Source organism: Flavobacterium labens (assembly GCF_048286755.1).
Lineage (GTDB): Bacteria > Bacteroidota > Bacteroidia > Flavobacteriales > Flavobacteriaceae > Flavobacterium.
The window spans coordinates 1,157,140-1,176,963 of record NZ_JBLVPL010000001.1 but is presented as its reverse complement, the minus strand read 5'-3'; the positions used below and the strand labels follow the sequence as shown (position 1 = coordinate 1,176,963).

At 36.0% G+C, this 19,824-nt stretch carries 12 protein-coding genes; 11 read left to right on the top strand and 1 reads right to left on the bottom strand.

Annotated features, from left to right (window positions below; translation table 11 throughout):
• Positions 1-75 precede the first annotated feature (75 nt).
• The 3 genes from ACNQF8_RS05120 to fsa all read left to right on the top strand — a co-directional run bounded on the left by ACNQF8_RS05120 (position 76) and on the right by fsa (position 4,194).
• Positions 76-1,074 (top strand): GntR family transcriptional regulator, encoded by a 999-nt coding sequence (locus ACNQF8_RS05120; protein ID WP_417952997.1) that lies wholly within the window; start codon positions 76-78, stop codon positions 1,072-1,074.
• Between the two features lie 403 nt (positions 1,075-1,477).
• Positions 1,478-3,517 (top strand): transketolase family protein, encoded by a 2,040-nt coding sequence (locus ACNQF8_RS05115; protein ID WP_417951065.1) that lies wholly within the window; start codon positions 1,478-1,480, stop codon positions 3,515-3,517.
• 20 nt (positions 3,518-3,537) lie between these two features.
• Positions 3,538-4,194, top strand: coding sequence for a fructose-6-phosphate aldolase (gene fsa, locus ACNQF8_RS05110; RefSeq protein ID WP_417951064.1), 657 nt, complete (start codon positions 3,538-3,540; stop codon positions 4,192-4,194).
• A gap of 184 nt (positions 4,195-4,378) precedes the next feature.
• Here fsa and ACNQF8_RS05105 read toward each other — a convergent pair whose 3' ends face one another.
• Positions 4,379-5,068, bottom strand: coding sequence for an NUDIX hydrolase (locus tag ACNQF8_RS05105; protein ID WP_282713485.1), 690 nt, complete (start codon positions 5,066-5,068; stop codon positions 4,379-4,381).
• A gap of 634 nt (positions 5,069-5,702) precedes the next feature.
• Here ACNQF8_RS05105 and ACNQF8_RS05100 point away from each other — a divergent pair.
• The 8 genes from ACNQF8_RS05100 (at position 5,703) to ACNQF8_RS05065 (ending at position 19,754) form a co-directional block, all read left to right on the top strand.
• Positions 5,703-8,747 (top strand): SusC/RagA family TonB-linked outer membrane protein, encoded by a 3,045-nt coding sequence (locus ACNQF8_RS05100; RefSeq protein ID WP_417951063.1) that lies wholly within the window; start codon positions 5,703-5,705, stop codon positions 8,745-8,747.
• A 30-nt stretch (positions 8,748-8,777) separates the two neighbouring features.
• A complete protein-coding gene (locus tag ACNQF8_RS05095; protein WP_417952996.1) occupies positions 8,778-10,340 on the top strand; it encodes a RagB/SusD family nutrient uptake outer membrane protein in 1,563 nt (520 codons plus the stop codon).
• Between the two features lie 85 nt (positions 10,341-10,425).
• Positions 10,426-11,973 carry an alpha-N-arabinofuranosidase gene (locus ACNQF8_RS05090; RefSeq protein WP_417952995.1) on the top strand — a complete coding sequence of 516 codons (1,548 nt, stop codon included), beginning with the start codon at positions 10,426-10,428 and terminating at the stop codon, positions 11,971-11,973.
• 13 nt (positions 11,974-11,986) lie between these two features.
• The gene (locus tag ACNQF8_RS05085; RefSeq protein WP_417952994.1) at positions 11,987-13,609 is read left to right on the top strand and encodes an arabinan endo-1,5-alpha-L-arabinosidase; all 1,623 of its coding nucleotides are present in this window, start codon (positions 11,987-11,989) and stop codon (positions 13,607-13,609) included.
• A 90-nt stretch (positions 13,610-13,699) separates the two neighbouring features.
• Positions 13,700-14,695: a glycoside hydrolase family 43 protein gene (locus ACNQF8_RS05080; RefSeq protein ID WP_417952993.1), complete on the top strand. Its 996-nt coding sequence runs from the start codon at positions 13,700-13,702 to the stop codon at positions 14,693-14,695.
• An 11-nt stretch (positions 14,696-14,706) separates the two neighbouring features.
• Positions 14,707-15,693, top strand: a complete 987-nt coding sequence (locus ACNQF8_RS05075) for an arabinan endo-1,5-alpha-L-arabinosidase (protein WP_417952992.1) — start codon at positions 14,707-14,709, stop codon at positions 15,691-15,693.
• Positions 15,694-15,715: 22 nt separating this feature from the next.
• Entirely contained in the window at positions 15,716-17,683 is a 1,968-nt protein-coding gene (locus ACNQF8_RS05070) for a glycoside hydrolase family 127 protein (protein WP_417952991.1), read from the top strand.
• Between the two features lie 85 nt (positions 17,684-17,768).
• Complete coding sequence (locus tag ACNQF8_RS05065) at positions 17,769-19,754, top strand: alpha-L-arabinofuranosidase C-terminal domain-containing protein (protein ID WP_417952990.1); 1,986 nt, start codon at positions 17,769-17,771, stop codon at positions 19,752-19,754.
• The last annotated feature ends 70 nt before the right edge of the window (positions 19,755-19,824 follow it).

The following is a 19,824-nucleotide window of genomic DNA, read 5'->3' as shown; positions in this document are numbered from 1 at the left end:
AAAGTAAAATAATTATCATATAATACATACCAGTACCTACCGGTTTTTGTATCTTGCAAAAAAATTCACTCATTTATGAAAATTATTTCGATCCAAAACAATCTTGGAGTTCCTAAATACAAACAGATTATCATTACAGTCGAGAAGGGAATTGAAGAAGGGAAATTAATAAAAGGAGATAGACTTCCCTCAGTAAATAAAGTCTGTTTAGAATTTTCATTATCTCGTGATACTGTTTTATTGGCCTATGATGAATTAAAAAAAAGAGGGATTATATATGCCATTCCCGGAAAAGGATATTATGTAAAAAGTATCGCTATTACCATAAAACAAAGGATATTTTTACTTTTTGATGAATTAAATATTTTCAAAGAAGACATCTACAATTCATTCTTGGAGACCATCGGAGATGACGTTCAGGTTGACATTTTCTTCCATCATTTTAATATTCAAGTCTTTCAAAAACTAATAAATGACAGTAATGGAAACTACACCAAATATATTATCATGCCTACTAATTTAGTCGAGGCGGCATCAATTATAAAAACCCTACCAGTTAATGATGTTTACATATTAGATCAAACCAATCCAGATCTAAAATCGTTCCCAGCAGTGTATCAAAACTTCGTAAAAGACATCTATGACCGATTGCTGGAAGGAAAGTCCAAACTAGATAAATATGAAAAAATGATTATGATTTTTCCTGGGTTTAGAGAACCACTGGGAATGAAAATTGGGTTCGAGAATTTTTGCAAAGACTTTTCTTTCGATTATGAAATCATTACTGAGTTTAAAAATCGGAAGATTAACAAAGGTGAAGTTTACATTATTCCAAGTGACAGGGATTTAGTACGTGTAATTGAAAAATCAAAGCTTCAAAATTTACAATTAGGAGAGGATTTCGGGATTATTTCGTATAATGAAACACCTTTGAAAAAAGTAGTTGAAAACGGAATAACGACCATCTCCACAAATTTTGAAGCGATGGGAAAAATTTTAGCCCAGATGATTTTAAAAGGCAAAAAAGAACAAATAGAAAACAAATGTACCTTGATAATTAGAAATTCATTGTAGCAATTCATTCTTCATATGGCAATACTATTTTAAAAAAATTAGTATTGCCATTTTTTATTGGCAAAAAAAATGCGATTCATATTTTAAAATAGCGTGAAAAAAAAATTATTTGTTTTTGTAAAAAAAATTTGTTTACATTTGTAAATGTATTTTTTACACTTATTATTATTTTTTACACACAGCCACTAAAAAACAAGTAGTTAATTACTAACTATCGGCCTTAACGTAAAACTTTATTTTTCACAACACCGATTTTGGCATTTAGCCAGAAGAAATTTTTTACGCCCTAATTTTTATAAAAAAAAATAAAAATTTGCTACTGATAATAGAAACTTTAGTACAACAATACTAAAAGAATCATTAGTAAAACATTCAAGACATACTTAATTTTTATAATTTAAACATGAATAAAAAAATTGACAATTTAGCTGCTGACAATATTAGAGCATTAGCTATTTCGATGGTAGAAAAAGCGAATTCAGGCCATCCGGGAGGCGCTATGGGAGGTGCAGATTTTTTGCACATTTTATATACTGAGTACTTAAAATTTGATCCAACAGAAATGGATTGGTCATTCAGAGACCGTTTCTTCATGGATGCAGGACACCTGTCTGCATTGATGTATTCGCAATATTACTTATTGGGAAATTACAAAAAAGAAGATTTACAAAGTTTTAGACAATGGGGTTCCTTAACTCCTGGTCATCCAGAAGTAGATGTGCTTAGAGGAATAGAAAATACTTCAGGACCTTTGGGACAAGGACATGCAATGGGAGTAGGTGCAGCTATCGCAGCGAAATTTCTAGATGCCAGATTCAAAGGTGTTTTCAATCACAAAATATATGGTTTCATTACTGATGGTGGTGTTCAGGAGGAAATTTCACAAGGTGCAGGTAGAATCGCAGGACATTTAGGCTTGAACAATTTCATCATGTTTTATGATTCAAATGATGTACAGCTTTCGTCTATGACAGATGAAGTAACTTCGGAAAATACAGCTATGAAATACGAAGCTTGGGGTTGGAAAGTCATCACTATTGATGGACACGACCATGAGCAAATCAGAAAAGCATTGAACGAGGCCAATGAAGAATCAGAAAAACCAACCTTAATAATTGGAAAAACTATTATGGGAAAAGGTTGCGTTACCGCTAATGGCGATATGTATGAAGGCGAATGTGAACTGCACGGAAAACCTATTGGGGACACGAAAGCAGATTATGTAAAAACCTTACTAAACCTTGGAGCAAATCCTGAAAATCCTTTTGCTATTTATGAAGATGTGGCAACGCATTATGATAAAATAAAAGCCAAAAAATCTGAAGATGCTGCGTACAAAAAGCATCATGTAGCCACTTGGAAAAAAGAAAATCCACAACTGGCTCAAAAAATGGATTCCTTTCTATCAGGAAAACTTCCAGAACTGGATTTAAGTAATGTTGTCCAAAAAGCAAATGCCGCGACAAGAGATGCTTCATCAGCAGTATTAGCTTACTTGGCAGAACACATGGAAAACATGATTGTTTCTTCGGCAGATTTATCTAACAGTGACAAGACGGATGGTTTCTTAAAAAAATCTTCCGTTTTACAAAAAAATGATTTCAGCGGGGCCTTTTTGCAAGCGGGTGTTGCCGAATTAACCATGACTTCAATCGCTAACGGAATTGCCCTTCACGGAGGTGTTGTCCCAGTAGTAGCTACCTTTTTTGTATTCTCGGATTACATGAAACCTGCCATTCGATTAGCAGCAATTCAGGAATTACCGGTAAAATATGTGTTGACACACGATTCTTTCCGAGTGGGCGAAGACGGACCAACCCACCAACCTATCGAGCAGGAAGCACAAATGCGTTTGTTGGAAAAAATAAAAAACCATTCTGGAAACCAAAGCTTGTTAGCACTCCGCCCTGCTGATGCGATTGAAACTTCAGTGGCTTGGGATATGGCTTTGAAAAACACCACTACCCCAACAGCTTTGATTCTTTCGAGACAAAACATCAAGGACATTCCAGCAACGGGAACTTCAAGATATGAAGAAGCAACCGAAGCTAAAAAAGGAGGTTATTTGGTTAAATCTACACCAAATCCTGACATCACATTAATCGCAAATGGATCAGAAGTGGCCACACTTTTGGAAGCGGCTAATATTTTAGAAAAAGAAAAAAATCTAAACATAAACGTAGCTTCAATAATATCAGAAGGATTATTCAAATCACAACCAAAAGCGTATCAGGAAAGCATTATTCCAAAAGGAAAATTAGTTTTCGGTCTTACCGCCGGACTTCCGGTAAACTTAGAAGGCTTAATTGGCGACAGCGGAAAAATAATTGGATTGGTGCATTTTGGATATTCCGCACCAGCAAGTGTATTGGATCAAAAATTTGGATTTACAAGTGAAAGCGTTTGCACAGAAATCCTAAACTACATTGAAGAAAATAAATAAACATTTAAATAAATAAAGACATGAAATTTTTTATAGATACAGCAAATTTAAAAGACATAAAAGAAGCTAATGATTTAGGAATTCTGGACGGTGTAACCACAAATCCTTCGCTTATGGCGAAAGAAGGAATTACCGGTGCAGACAATATTATTGCTCATTATGTGAAAATATGCGAACTAGTTGAGGGTGATGTAAGTGCCGAAGTAATTTCGACAGATTTTGCAGGAATGGTTGCCGAAGGTGAAAAACTGGCTGCTTTACATCCTCAAATCGTCGTGAAAATTCCAATGATTAAAGACGGAATAAAAGCCATAAAATACTTTTCGAATAAAGGGATAAAAACCAATTGTACCTTGGTATTTTCAGCTGGACAAGCCTTACTTGCTGCCAAAGCCGGTGCCACTTATGTATCGCCTTTCATAGGGAGATTAGATGATATTTCTACAGATGGAATGGCATTAATTGCCGAAATCAAGCTGATTTACGATAATTACGGATACGAAACACAAATTTTGGCGGCATCTGTTCGTCACGTCATGCATATTTTGAATTGTGCTAAAATTGGCGCAGATGTCATAACAGGACCATTGAGCGCTATTGAAGGTTTATTAAAACATCCGCTTACGGATAGCGGTTTGGCAACTTTCTTGGCAGATTATAATAAAGGAAACAGTTAGACTATAATTTTTATTTGGGCTACACTTTGCCATTTTAAGAGTAGTTCGCATTTATAAAACTATTCTGAAAATCATTGAAATTGTAGTCAGTCAAAGAATTAAAGAATAGTTTTTTCATGATTATAAAAAAAGGAAGCCTCATTTACGAGACTTCCTTTTTTAGTTTATGATTACAATGAATGATTTATAAGTTTAAAACAAAATCATTCAAGAGTTTTGCATCGTATTTTTCTTTGTCAAAGGTATAAAGATAAGATCCTTTTCTGGATGACATCATATCTTTCTCTTCGAGTTTTATCAAAATATCCAATGAGTTTATTTTGCTGATGAAGTTTCTTTTATCCAATTCTTTACTAAGAATCGCTTCGTATAATTCCAACAGTTGACGCATAGTAAATTTCTCCGGCAAAAGTTCAAATCCAACAGGTTTGATGGACGTTCTGTAACGCAATCTTCTTATGGCATGTCTTAACATGGTGTCGTGGTCAAAAATCAATTTTGGAGCATTGGCAACGCTAAACCATTGTGCATGATAGTTCTGAATCAATTCTGCATTGTGGTTTTCAATATTGATTAATGCAAAATAAGCAACCGAAATAGTTCTTTCTACAGGGTCACGATCAATCTCACTATAAGCATGCAACTGCTCCATGTAAATATCCTGAAGACCAGTATAAGAATCCAATATTCTGATGGCAGCACTATCCAATACTTCATCTTTTTTAAGAAATCCACCTATTAAAGACCATTTGCCTTTTTCAGGTTCAAAATCTCTTTTAATCAAAAGTATTTTTAATCCTTCGCTGTCAAAACCAAAAATGATACAATCCACTGCCAGTAAAACTTTATCAGCAGAACTATAACTATTTAACATAATGTGTTTTTTATTGTAAATATATAAACTTCTCTAAACGTTTCATAATTTATTAATGTTGATTTTACACTTAGTCTGCTAAAACCCTATAAAATGATTTTTTTTTCGTTTAATAAACCGCTGAAGATTATCAATCAGATTTTGATTTTCATAAAGAGTAGTTTCATGAATTTGGTAATAACAGAACTCCAAACTAAGCGATTAAATTATTTATTTTTCTTGTATTTCAATCGATTGCGATAAATAACCGCGATTTATTGACAAAAAAAAATAGCTTTTTACAAAAAACAATACGCCAAAATGAAGGTTTTATTTACAATACGACTCTGATTTCCAAATTAAAACTAATCTAAAAGGCAATTATTCAGCTGTTTTATAAAATAATTTTCATTGGCAATTTTTTGTAGAAATGTTTGTTTTTTCACATAAAGTGTAAATTTTACACAAATTAACCTTAAAAACAGATGCTTTTTTTACAAAAACATAATTTTAAAATATTGATTTTACACTTAATTTAAAATATGCATTTTTTTTTACTCTTTTTTTTATCATATTAATTTGTTTTTATGCTTTTTTTTTAATTAAATTTACAAATGTAAAACACACACTTATAATTAACCTAAATAATAACCGAATGAAAACAAACCACCGATTATTTCTTTATTGTAATTTTTTATTACCAAAAAAAGAATGGCTTCTTGCAATAATAGTTATGCTAATGGCAACTATTAATGTTTCAGCTCAAAACACTCAAATTGTAACCGGAATTGTTACCTCAGCAAAAGACAAAATGCCTGCGCCAGGGGTAAATATTTTAATCAAAGGAACTAATACAGTAACTACAACTGATCTTGATGGACAATATTCTATAAAAGCTGCACCAAGTGATATCCTTATATTTTCTTATATAAGTTATGCAAGTCAAGAAATTGCAGTGGGTACTAAAACACAAATTAACATCGCTCTAAAAGACGACCTTACTGCTCTTGACGAAGTTGTTGTTATTGGATACGGAACACAAAGAAAATCAGACCTTTCTGGATCTGTTGGTGTTGTCAATATGGAATCTGCTAAAAAAACAGTAACCTATGATGCTGCAAAAATGCTGCAAGGACAAGTTGCAGGTGTAACCGTACAATCTTCTGGAGAACCGGGTGGATTTGTAAACATTAAAATTAGAGGTCTTAACTCTTTTAGCAATAACAATCCGCTTTTTGTAATAGACGGAATGATTGTAGATTCTCCGTTTGATTTTGCTCCGGGAGATATCGAATCCATGCAAGTGCTTAAAGATGCTTCTTCGGCTGCAATTTATGGAGTTCGTGGTGCGAATGGTGTTGTAATCATTACCACCAAAAAAGGAAAAGCAGGAAAACTGAACATCAAATATAAATCTCTTGTTGGTTTTCAAAACGTAGCTAAAACTTGGGATGTAACGGATAGATTGGGGTATCAAAACATAACCAGTGCAGCAGAATTAAATGCTGGATTAAGTGTTGCTCCAGGAAATGATCCTAACAATAGTAGTTACATTAGTGATGTAAATACAAATTGGCAAGATGCCGCTTATGAAACTGGAATTATAGAAAATCACTCGTTAGCGTTTAATGGTGGTACTGAAGATCTAGCCTATAATATGAATATGGACTATTTCAAAAACACAAGTTATATCAAATCTCCTCAAGATTATGAAAGACTATCTATGAATTTAAATTTGAATGGTAAAAAAGGAAAATTTAAATACGGTACTAAAATAGGATTCACACAATCTGACAAAGAAAACTTTAACAGTTATGTGGGCGAAACTGCTATCGCAGCTTTGTTAGGCGCTATTCCTACGATGCCGGTTTATGATGAAAACAGATTAGGCGGATACGGAGGTACTGATAATTTAACTCAAAGAGCAATCTCACTTAACGTTATTGGATTTAATAATTTAATCACTAACAACGGAAAAAGAAACCGTTTCATTGGTAACATTTGGGGAGAATATGAAATCGTAAAAGGTTTAAAATATAAATTAGACGCCAGTTTTGATAGGTTAGATTACGTAAACAGAAAATTTGTTCCGCAAAGTGACTTAGGATGGTATTATATTACTACAAAAGAAGAAGCATCTCTAGATGTATCAACTGGTAATGAGACTAAAACGTTCCTTAACAACCTACTAACTTACTCATTAGAAATTAATAAACATCGATTTGATGCATTGGCTGGTTGGGTACAGGAAAGAAAAGACTATTACAATCACTGGTCAAGAGGTGTAGGATATGATTTTGGAGAAATTAGCAAATTACAATATGCTGATGATAACAGCACTGGCGAGTCTGAGACTGCTATTACAGGAGCTTCATACATAAGCCGTATCAATTACTCTTTTGATGATCGTTATTTGTTTCAAGCCAACTTTAGACAAGACAAATCGTCTCTTTTTAGTGAAAATTATAACACTACCAATGCGTACTCTTTCTCAGGAGCTTGGAAATTGAGCAACGAAAAATTCATTCACTTACCGGAATGGGTAAACACAATCAAACTTAGAGGTAGTTATGGTAAATTAGGAAACAACACAATTCCTGCCTATTTCTTTGCCACAACAATCAATAGTTTTGCAGGTTACAATTTCAACAACGAATTGGCTCCGGGTACAACTGTTGTAGCTTCATTAGACCCTAATGTAAGATGGGAAGATAATAAAACAACCGATGTAGCTCTTGAGCTTGGAATGTTTAATAATGCTTTACAGTTTACGGCAGAGTATTTTGTAAAAAACTCATCTAATTTATTAGTGGGTGTTCCATTACCTTTTTCTACAGGTGCTTTCCCTGCAAGTATTACAACAAATGCCGGTGCAATGAGAAACAAAGGATTTGAATTTTCTGCATCCTACAACAACAATAACAATGCATTCAAATACAGCATATCTGCTAATTTAGGAACATTGAAAAATGAAGTATTGCAAATTGGTATCAACGGAAATCCAATCTATGGTGCTGCTTCAAAAACAGAAGTTGGCCGCTCTATGGGTGAAATTTATGCTTATGAAACCGATGGGATTTTCCAAAACGCTGCAGAACTTGCTGCTGCTCCAACGCAAACTAATGCAGGAGTTGGAGATATTAGATTCAAAGACATCAATGGAGATGGAATGATTAGTGATCTTGACAGAACCTTTCAAGGGGTTACAATTCCAAAATACAGTTACGGAATGAACCTTAGCGGTTCTTACAAAAACTGGGATATCTCTATGTTTTGGCAAGGTGCCGGAGGAAACAAAGTTTTCAATAGCATATACCGTAATTTAATGTCGGGACAATATGGTAACCACAGCACTGATATGCTTAATTACTGGACACCTACAAATACAAATACTGATATTCCTCGTCCAATTATTGGTGACCCAAATGCAAACGGAAGAGATTCTAACAGATTCATCGAAGATGGAGATTACATAAAACTGCAAACTATGGAAATTGGATATGAAATTCCAGTTCCGGCTACAAGTTTTATTCAAAAAGCAAAATTGTTTGTAAACGGGCAAAACCTATTAATTATTAGTAAATATAGAGGAAGCGATCCTGATTTTAATAGCAACGACGGATCCTTCTCAAGAGGATATGACGGAGGTTCTTTCCCTAATCCTAGAACCGTTTCTTTAGGACTTGAAGTGAATTTTTAAAATTAGCAAACCAATTAAAAACGAATCAAAATGAAATATAAAATATTTAATTATCTGGCTGGTTTCTTATCACTGGCAGTGATAACAACAAGTTGTGTCAACGATGAAGATTTAATTCAACTTGACCCTAATAATGACGCAGCAGATTCTTTCTGGAAAACAGATGAAGATGCTATAAAAGGGGTAAATGCAGCTTATGGTAGCTTGCTTACCGATGGAACTTATATGCGAAGTACTCCTTTATTGTTAGACTTAAAAGGAGATGATACCAGAAGTAACAGTCCATGGGATGCAATGTACAATGTAGGTCGTTTCAACTCAAATGTTTCAAATTCTGCCATTTATGGCTGGGCTTACGAAACATATTATCAAGGTATTTACCGCGCCAATCAAGTACTTACAAACGTACCAAATATAAACATCGCTGATACCGCGCTTAAAAATAGAATTCTTGGTCAGGCATATTTCTTAAGAGGATTGTATTTATTTCATGCTGTAAACATGTTTCAAAACGTACCTCTTCCTACTGAAATTGCCGCTTTCTATCCACAAAAAACAAACCAAGAAGGTTGGGCACAAGTTATTGCCGATTTTAAAGCTGCCGCAGAGTTACTTCCGGTTTCTTATAATAATATTTCTGGTATAGATGCAGGTCAAAAAGGGCGTGCCACTAAAGGAGCAGCTTTAGGATATTTAGGGAAAGCGTACTTGTTTACCAAAGATTTTCCAAATGCTAAAATTGCATTCAAACAAGTTATCGATTTAGGTGTTTATTCTTTAGTCGCTAATTACCGTGATAACTTTACTGACACAAACGAAAACAATACCGAATCGTTGTTTGAAGTACAATTCAGCAGAGATGCTGGTGGAGTTGATTTAGGTTGGGGTGGTGCTCCGGCTTCTGGATGGGGAAAAACATCTGCTAGAGCTATTACTTACGGACCAAGAGCTTTTGGATGGACAGACGTACAGCCAACAAGGACATTATTTAATGAATACCATGATGAAAAAACTACTGCAAACACAACTGACCCACGTTTAGATGCAACTATGTTCTATAACAAACCAGGTGGAATGCAACTTTACGGACAAAACTTCGCTACTTTTTACGCAGGTAATCCAGGAGATTTGAATGACTTGTTTTGCAGAAAATACCAAAATTCTGATGGAAATTATGCAAACGAATTTGACTGGCGTTCTGGTATAAACGAACGTTTATTGAGATATGCGGATGTATTGTTAATGTATGCAGAATGTTTAAATGAAACTGGTGATACTCCGGGTGCTTATACTTATATTCAAATGGTAAGAAGCAGAGTTGGCTTACCTAATTTAGCTACAGCAAAACCAGGTCTAAGCCAAGCAGCAATGAGAGAGCAAATTGGACACGAAAGATTCTTAGAATTCCCGTTAGAAGGACACCGTTTTGATGATATTCGTCGTTGGGGATGGTTACAAGATCCTGCAAAATTAGCTTGGTTGAAAACAAGAGATGTCGAATTCAACTCCTATGCAGCAGGAAGAGAATTTTTCCCAATACCACAATTGGAAATGGATAACAATCCAGGAACAATTCAAAACAGTGGTTACTAATACTTATTTGATTTAGTTAGAATTTTAATATCATGTAGTAAGCTTACTAAAAGCTTACTACATGATATTATAACTTAAAAACAACATGAAAAAAATCCTATTAATCTTATTTATTTTTACTTTTTGTACTCAAGTTATTGTTGCACAAAAAGAAACAACAGTACTTACTTTAAAAAATAGTAATGATGGACCAACTATCAGCAAACACATCTACGGGCATTTTGCTGAGCATTTAGGAAAATGCATCTATGGTGGTTTTTTTGTTGGTGAAAACAGTTCTATTCCGAATACAAAAGGAGTTCGTAATGATATTATTACTGCATTAAAAGAATTAAAAATACCAAATTTAAGATGGCCTGGAGGTTGTTTTGCGGACACTTACCACTGGAAAGATGGTATTGGACCAAAAGAGGACCGACCAAGTATTGTAAACCGTTGGTGGGGAGGAACTACTGAGGACAATAGTTTTGGAACACACGATTTTTTAAATTTATGTGAAGTATTGGGTACAGAACCATACTTGGCCAGCAATGTTGGTAGTGGAACCGTTCAGGAACTTGAGCAATGGGTACAATATGTAAACCACGACAGCGGTAGTCCAATGTCTGAGCTTAGAAAAAAGAATGATCGCGAAAAACCATGGGGTGTTACTTTTTGGGGCGTAGGAAATGAAATGTGGGGATGTGGTGGAAATATGACTCCGGAATATTATGCTAACCTATACAAACAATATGCTACGTTTATGACCGATTGGTCTAATAACGATAAACTTTTCAGAATTGCTTCAGGAGCAAATGTTGCTGATTACCACTGGACCGAAGTTTTAATGCGTGATATTCCTAAAAGTTTAATTGAAGGCGTTGCGCTTCACTCCTACTCTTTTGTAAAATGGGAAAAGAAAGGGTCTTCAACTAAATTTAACGAGGAACAATATTTTGCAACCATGCAAACAGCACTTAAAATGGAAGAATTAGTGACAAAACATTCTGACATTATGGATAAATACGATCCAGAAAATAAAGTGGCGCTTATTGTTGACGAATGGGGTGGATGGTATGATGTAGAAGAAGGGACAAATCCTGGATTTCTATACCAACAAAACACCATGAGAGATGCCATGATTGCAGGTACAACATTAAATATTTTTAACAATCATTCCAAAAGAGTGAAAATGGCAAACCTTGCTCAAACCGTAAATGTTTTGCAAGCCGTTATTTTAACTGAGAATGAAAAAATGTTGCTTACGCCAACGTATCACGTTATGAAAATGTACACCGTACATCACGATGCACAATTATTGCCAATGACAATTAATTCTCCGTCATACACACACAATGGTGAAACACTTCCTGCTTTATCCGCTTCGGCATCCAAAGATAAAAACGGACTAATTCATATTTCATTAGTAAATATCGATTCTAAAAAAGATCACAAAATAGAAATTGATATGCAGGAACTTGGAATTAAAAATGTTACCGGAACTATTCTGGCATCACCAAAATTACAAGACCACAATACATTTGATAATCCTTCAAAAATCAAACCTGCCGTTTTCAAAGGTTTTGAAACAAAAAAGGGTAAACTGGAAATTACAATCCCTGCATTTTCTGTAGTGGTTTTAGAAACCAAATAAAAAAAACATAATAATGAAAAATTCAAAATTCCTTTCAACATTAGTTTTGTATCTGACGCCTTTTTTAATTGCTGTTTCCATTAGCAGTTGTTCTGGCGATGATCCAGCTTCAGACCCTGCACCAACGCCAACTCCCGTTCCTGTTCCTACGCCAACTCCGAGTACTTTTACCGGACCAACGTATCCGGACAATTACACTCCTATTTCTTCTTGGAGTAATCGTTCTCAATGGAATTTGGCTAACGTACATGATCCTTCTGTTGAAAAGTGTGGCGAATATTATTATATGTATCAAACCGATGCTTCCTATGGTGGTGCTGCAGATGGCCAAGGCCATTTCCCATACAGACGTTCTAAAGATTTAATAACTTGGGAATACATGGGTGCAGCAATGACGCAAGCTCCGGCTTGGGTAAAAGATTCTTTGAACAATAAAAGAGCCCGCATGGTTCCTGCTTTGCCCGCTATTACAAATCCACGTTATGGGTATTGGGCACCTTACATCAAAAAAGTAGGCACTAAATACAGAATGTATTACAGCATTGTAGTAGACGAACCAATTATAGGTGCTGATTTCACCTATTCATGGTCAGAAAGAGCCTTTATTGGACTGGCTGAATCCGATGATTTAGCGACTAATGTTTGGGTAGACAAAGGAATGGTTGTTTGTTCCGAGCCAGATGGTGCAAAACCATATTCTTATACAGGCGCTAGAAATTGGGAAAATGCGTATTTTCAATTCAATGCCATCGACCCTACTTTTACCATTACTCCACAAGGAGAACACTATTTAATCTACGGTTCTTGGCATTCTGGTATTGCCGCTTTAAAATTAAATCCCATAACTGGAAAACCAGATCAATTAAAAACATTGAGCGACTATGGAACTCGCATCGCTACTCGTAATAGAACCAGCCGTTGGCAAGCTTCAGAAGGACCAGAGATTATTTACAACGAAAACACGGGTTACTACTACTTATTTTTGGCTTATGACGGACTTGATGTACCATACAATACTCGTGTTGCCCGTTCCAAAAACATTATGGGACCTTACTTAGGAATCAATGGAGCCGATGTCACCAATGGAGCCGATGCTTGGCCAATGCTAACACATCCTTATTCCTTTAACAATCATACAGGATGGGTTGGATTTTCACATTGTTCTATCTTTCAAAATCCAGAAACCAAAGAATGGTTTTATGCATCACAAGCCCGTTTGCCAGAAGGTGTACCCGGAATTAACGTTTCTAATGCTGTCATGATGGGTCACGTTCGCGCCATTCAATGGACCGAAGATGGCTGGCCAGCAGTCGCTCCGGAGCGCTATGCAGGAGTACCAGCAACAACACTTTCCGATGCTTCATTCATAGGAACTTGGGAACAAATCACCATGAATTACCAATACAAAGTCATCCAAAAATCAGCAACTATATACCTAACTGCCGACAAAAAAGTAAGTGGTGGCGCTACAGGAAGCTGGTCGTATGACAGTACAAACAAAACACTAACTGTAAACGGTGTAAAATGTAAAGTAAGCGATGCCTGGGATTGGGAAAGAGCCACTAGAAAAGTCACCATCACCTATTCAGGATTTACCACTGCCGGACTTCCGGTTTGGGGTAAAAAAATTGATTAATAAATTAAAACAGCTGCCTTTTTAATCATTAAAAAAGACAGCTGTTACAAATAAAACACCCTTTTCATTCTTTTACAGAAAAAAATAAAAATGAAAAATACTATTACAACCCTATTGCTTCTGGCACTTATTTCCTCTTGTAAAACTATGAAAACAGATAGTGTTACGGCTTCCGCCAAAGATGGAAATTCGAGTCAAACCATGCAAATCAATAACCCAGCCATCAAAGGCAAATACACTGGAGATCCCGCAGCTTTAGTGTACAAAGACAAAGTCTACCTCTATGCAGGTCATGATGAAGCACCAAATGATTTCAATTTTTATAAAATGAATGAATGGCTGGTATATTCCTCATCGGATATGGTGAACTGGCAAGAACATCCTGTTCCGCTAAAAGTAACTGATTTTGCTTGGGCAAAATCTGATGCTTGGGCGGCTCAAGTCATTGAACGCGACGGAAAATTCTATTGGTATGTTACGGTTGAACACGGAACTATTCCAGGAAAATCAATTGGAGTGGCCGTTTCTGACAGTCCAACAGGTCCTTTCAAAGATGCGTTAGGAAAAGCCATTATTACTAATGACATGACAACCAAAACCAGTATTAGTTGGGACGATATTGACCCAACCGTTATGGTAGACGATGACGGCCAGGCCTATTTATTCTGGGGAAATACTGTTTGTCATTATGCAAAATTAAAAGCAAACATGGTAGAACTTGATGGTCCCATTCAAACCATTTCTTTACCAAATTTCACCGAAGCACCTTGGATTCACAAAAAAAAGGATTGGTATTATCTATCGTATGCGTATCAGTTTCCTGAAAAAATCGCTTATGCAATGAGTAAATCCATCAACGGACCTTGGGAATACAAAGGAATTCTGAATGAAATAGCAGGAAATTCGAATACCAACCATCAATCGATTATTGAGTTCAAAGGAAAAGATTATTTCATTTATCACAATGGCGCAACTCAACCCAATGGTGGCAGTTTCAGAAGATCCGTTTGCATAGACCGTTTGTATTACAATGAAGATGGAACGCTGAAACGTGTAATTATGACTACAGAAGGTATTCAAAAATAAAAAAATCAAGCATGAAATTATATCAAAAAATACAACCGTTACTTCTCTTACTAATCATGTCGGCTTCTGCTTGGGCGCAAGACATAACCGTTCACGACCCGGTGATGATAAAACAAAAAGACACCTACTATTTATACTGTACCGGAAAAGGAATCAGCGTTTTTAGTTCCAAAGATTTAAAAAACTGGAAACCGGAACCTGCTATTTTCAAAGAAAAACCAGTTTGGGTTGACGCCATTGTCCCTAATTTCGACAACCACATTTGGGCACCAGACGTTTCTTTTCACAACAACACTTATTATTTGTATTATTCGGTTTCTGCTTTCGCAAAAAATACGTCGGCGATAGCATTGACAACCAATACCACTTTGGACCCAAAAGACCCTGCTTACAAATGGGTCGATCACGGAATTGTCATTCAATCAGTACCCAATCGTGATTTATGGAATGCCATAGATCCCAATTTGACTTTTGATGAAAACAACACACCTTGGTTGGCATTTGGTTCTTTTTGGAATGGTTTGAAAATGGTAAAATTAAATTCCGATTTAAAATCAGTAGCACAACCCGAAGAATGGTCAACCATTTCAAAACGCAAAAGAACCTTCGAATTAGCGGATACTGATCCCGGAGATGGCGCACTTGAAGCTCCATTTATTTTCAAAAAGAACGGGTATTATTATCAATTCCTTTCTTGGGATTTGTGTTGCCGAGGCGAAAAAAGCACCTACAAAGTAGTCGTAGGAAGGTCTAAAAGCATCACCGGTCCTTACGTGGATAAAGATGGAAAATCATTAAACGAAGGTGGCGGAACTTTACTCATACAAGGAAACGAAAATTGGTATGGAGCCGGTCACAACAGCGCTTATACTTTTGACGGCAAAGATTATATCATTTTTCATGCGTATGATTCCAAGCAAAACGGAAGACCTGTTTTAAAAATAAAGCAATTACAATGGGATACTGATTTATGGCCTTCTGTGGAACCACTGAATTAAAAACAGATTAACACTAGGCAAAATGACCTTTATAAAAAAAATAATACTAGCAGCTTCCTTATTAATGACCGTTTATGGACATAGCCAACAGCGTTCCAAAAAATTGGATTCGTCAAAAAAGTCAGGCTATAGCATAACTCCGGTAAACATTCAAAATGTCAAGGTTACCGATGCTTTTTGGTTGCCCATCATCAAGAAAGTACAAGAAAAAACCATCGAATACGCTATCCACAAATGTGAAGAAGAAGGCCGCATGGACAACTTTCTAATTGCAGGCGGCAAAATGGAAGGAACTGTAAAAGGGCAAATGCCTTTTGACGATACCGATGTCTATAAAATTATCGAAGGCGCTTCGAATACTTTGATTAGCGAACCCAATCCAAAACTAGAAATACTATTAGATTCACTAATTAGCATTGTAAAAATTGGTCAGGAAAAAGACGGTTACTTAACCACTTGGAGAACCATTAACCCAGCCAAACCACCAGCTCCTTGGGTTCCTGTAATTGAAGGGAAACGTTGGGAATCCTTACAAATCAGTCATGAATTGTACAATTCCGGTCATTTGATTGAAGCGGCTGTAGTACATTACGAAGCAACAGGAAAGAAAAATTTCTTAGACATTGCCATCAAAAATGCGGATATGCTAGTGCGCACTTTTGGCGACAGAGCGGACCAAGTTCATGGCGTTCCAGGACATCAAATTGTAGAAACGGGTTTGGTAAAATTATATAAACTTACCAATAATAAAGCCTATTTAAATTTGGCAAAATACTTTTTGGACAACCGCGGAAATCCAAAAAACCACAATTTATATGGTGCCTACTCCCAAGATGATATTCCTGTTATTCAACAAAAAGAAGCTGTGGGTCACGCCGTAAGAGCCGTTTATATGTATGCCGGAATGACGGATATTGCCGCTTTAGAAAACGATGCTGCTTACGGGAATGCGGTAAATCATATATGGAACAATATGGTTAATAAAAAAACATATATCACGGGAGGCATTGGAGCTAAACACGACGGAGAAGCTTTTGGCGAAAATTACGAATTACCAAATCTTACTGCTTACAACGAAACTTGCGCCGCTATCGGAAATGTGTATTGGAATCACAGACTGCATAATTTATCCGGAAGTTCCGATTATTTTGATGTCATTGAACGCTCTTTATACAACGGATTGATTTCTGGATTGTCATTGGATGGAAAAAAATTCTTTTATCCAAATGCCTTAGAATCGGATGGTGTTTATAAATTCAACCGTGGCGAATGCACGCGTCAATCTTGGTTTGACTGCTCTTGTTGTCCAACTAATTTGATTCGATTTATCCCTTCGATTCCGGGATTGATTTATTCTAAAAGTAAAGACGTGCTTTATGTGAATTTATACGCTTCGAATACGGCGAAAATAACATTGGATAAAACCGATTTAGAAATTGCACAACAAACTAATTATCCTTGGGACGGAAAAGTTGCCCTTACCGTTTCTCCCAAAAAAGAAAGCGAATTCACTATAAAATTACGCATCCCTAGTTGGGCAAGAAATCAGGTTTTACCGGGAGATTTATACCGTTATACGACTATGTCAACTGCAAAAACAACAGTTACTATAAACGGAAAAACAATCGCTTATGAAGAAGACAAAGGTTATATCACCATTACCAAAAAATGGAAAAAAGGAGAAAAAATTGTCCTTGATTTTCCAATGGAAGTAAAACAAGTGGTAACCAATGCGAAAGTGGAAGGCAACAAAGGAAAAGTCGCTTTAGAATACGGACCAATTGTGTATGCGATTGAAGAAGCGGATAACGCAACAAATTTTGACGCCATAACCATTGGTGCAAACGATACTTTCAAAGTTAAAAAAGAAGAAAACCTTTTAGAAGGCGTAAATACAATCCAAACCCAAAAATTAAAAGCCATTCCGTATTATTCCTGGTCGAACAGAGGCGTTGGAAAAATGAAAGTTTGGATTGATTACAAAGAGTAAAAAGACAAAGAGATAATAGACAAATCATTAAAGTATAAAGTTCAATTCCAGCAACTTTAAACTTTAAACCTTAAACCAATAAAAAATGAAACCAAATTTAATTACCAAAATCACCCTTTGCGGGCTTTTACTAAATGGCTTTTATGCCAATGCACAAAAAACAAATCTGGAAGTTAATACCGCTACTACAGTAACTAAAATTCAACCAACGATGTACGGCGTGTTTTTTGAAGACATCAACTTTGCTGCCGATGGTGGATTGTATGCCGAAATGATTAAAAACCGTTCATTTGAATTTGAGGCGCCACTTATGGGTTGGGAACAACCAAATAGTGACAAGCATTCCTTCAATACAACATCCGGAATTGCAACAACTGTCAAAGCATTGGAAAACAAAACTAATCCAAGTTTTTGCAGAGTATTAATCAATGATGCCAAAGGATTTTCGATGATTAATGAAGGATTCCGTGGTATGGGAATTAAGAAAGATGCTAAATACAATCTTTCGCTAAAAGCGGCAAATCACAACGGCGCTATCAAAAAAATTATCATTCAATTTATTGATAAAAACAAAAAAGTATTGGGCGAAACCAGCATTGTTCCAACATCAAAGGACTGGAAAGGCTATACCGCTCAATTTACTGCTACTCAAACCGAGGCAAAAGCACAATTGAAAATCACCTTCGCAGGAAACGGAACCATTGATTTAGACATGATTTCTTTGTTTCCGGAAGACACTTGGATGAACAGAAAAAACGGAATGCGTAAAGACATTGTGCAACTTTTGTATGATATGAAACCTGGATTTTTGAGATTCCCTGGAGGTTGTATTGTTGAAGGACGAACTTTGGCACAACGCTACCAATGGAAAAAAACCGTGGGTGATGTAGAGAAAAGAGAAACTTTAATCAACCGTTGGAACACCGAATTCACTCACAAACCGGCACCAGATTATTTCCAGACTTTTGGATTGGGATTCTTCGAATATTTCCAACTTTCCGAAGATTTAGGCGCACAACCATTGCCTATTTTGAGCTGTGGAATGGCCTGTCAGTTCAACACCGGAGAATTGGTTCCAATGGAAGAATTAGATCCTTACGTACAAGATGCTTTGGATTTAATTGAATTTGCAAACGGCGGTACAGAAACTCCTTGGGGAAGAGTCCGCTCTGAAATGGGACATCCAAAACCGTTTAACCTAAAATATATTGGTGTTGGAAATGAACAATGGGGACCAGATTACATCGAAAGATACAAAGTATTTGAAAAAGCCATTAAAGCAAAATATCCAAAAATGATTATTGTTTCCGGAAGTGGTCCATTTCCAGAAGGAGATTATTTTGAATACGGCATGCAAGAACTTAAAAAATTGAATGCTGAAATCGTTGATGAGCACTATTATAAAAGCCCACAATGGTTTAGAGAAAATGCTACTCGTTATGACAGTTACGACCGAAAAGGCCCTAAAATTTTCGCAGGAGAATATGCCGCCCAAAGTGTTGCTATCGCAAGTCCTGACAACAGAAACAATTGGGAATGTGCCTTTTCTGAAGCTGCTTTCATGACTGGTTTAGAAAGAAATGCCGAGGTAGTTAATTTAACTTCTTACGCACCATTGATGGCACATGAAGAAGCGTGGCAGTGGACACCAGATTTACTTTGGTTCAACAATCTGGAAGCGTATGGCTCTGCTAATTATTATGTACAAAAATTATTTGCTACCAATAGAGGAACTGATTTAATAGCAATTACCAAAGACGGAAAACCAGTAACCGGACAAAACAATCTGTTTGCATCAGCAGTGAAAGATTTAAATACCAAAGAAGTAATTGTAAAATTAGTAAACACATCTGCAACTTCACAAGAAATAAATGTAGACTTAAAAGGAACCAAATTACAAGCTAAAGGAACTATAATTACCCTTACAAGTCCAAACTTACAAGATGAAAATTCATTTACTAATCCTAAGAAAATAAGCCCTACTGAAAACGGATTTAATTTAAAAGGAGACAAAGCGCAAACGAGCCTTCCACCCTATTCTGTTACTGTTTTGAAGTTAAAAATGAAATAATCGCAACATAATAAATGTATACCGTACGTTTATTTTTTATTTTACTCGTAAAACGCTGTTTTTATGCGTT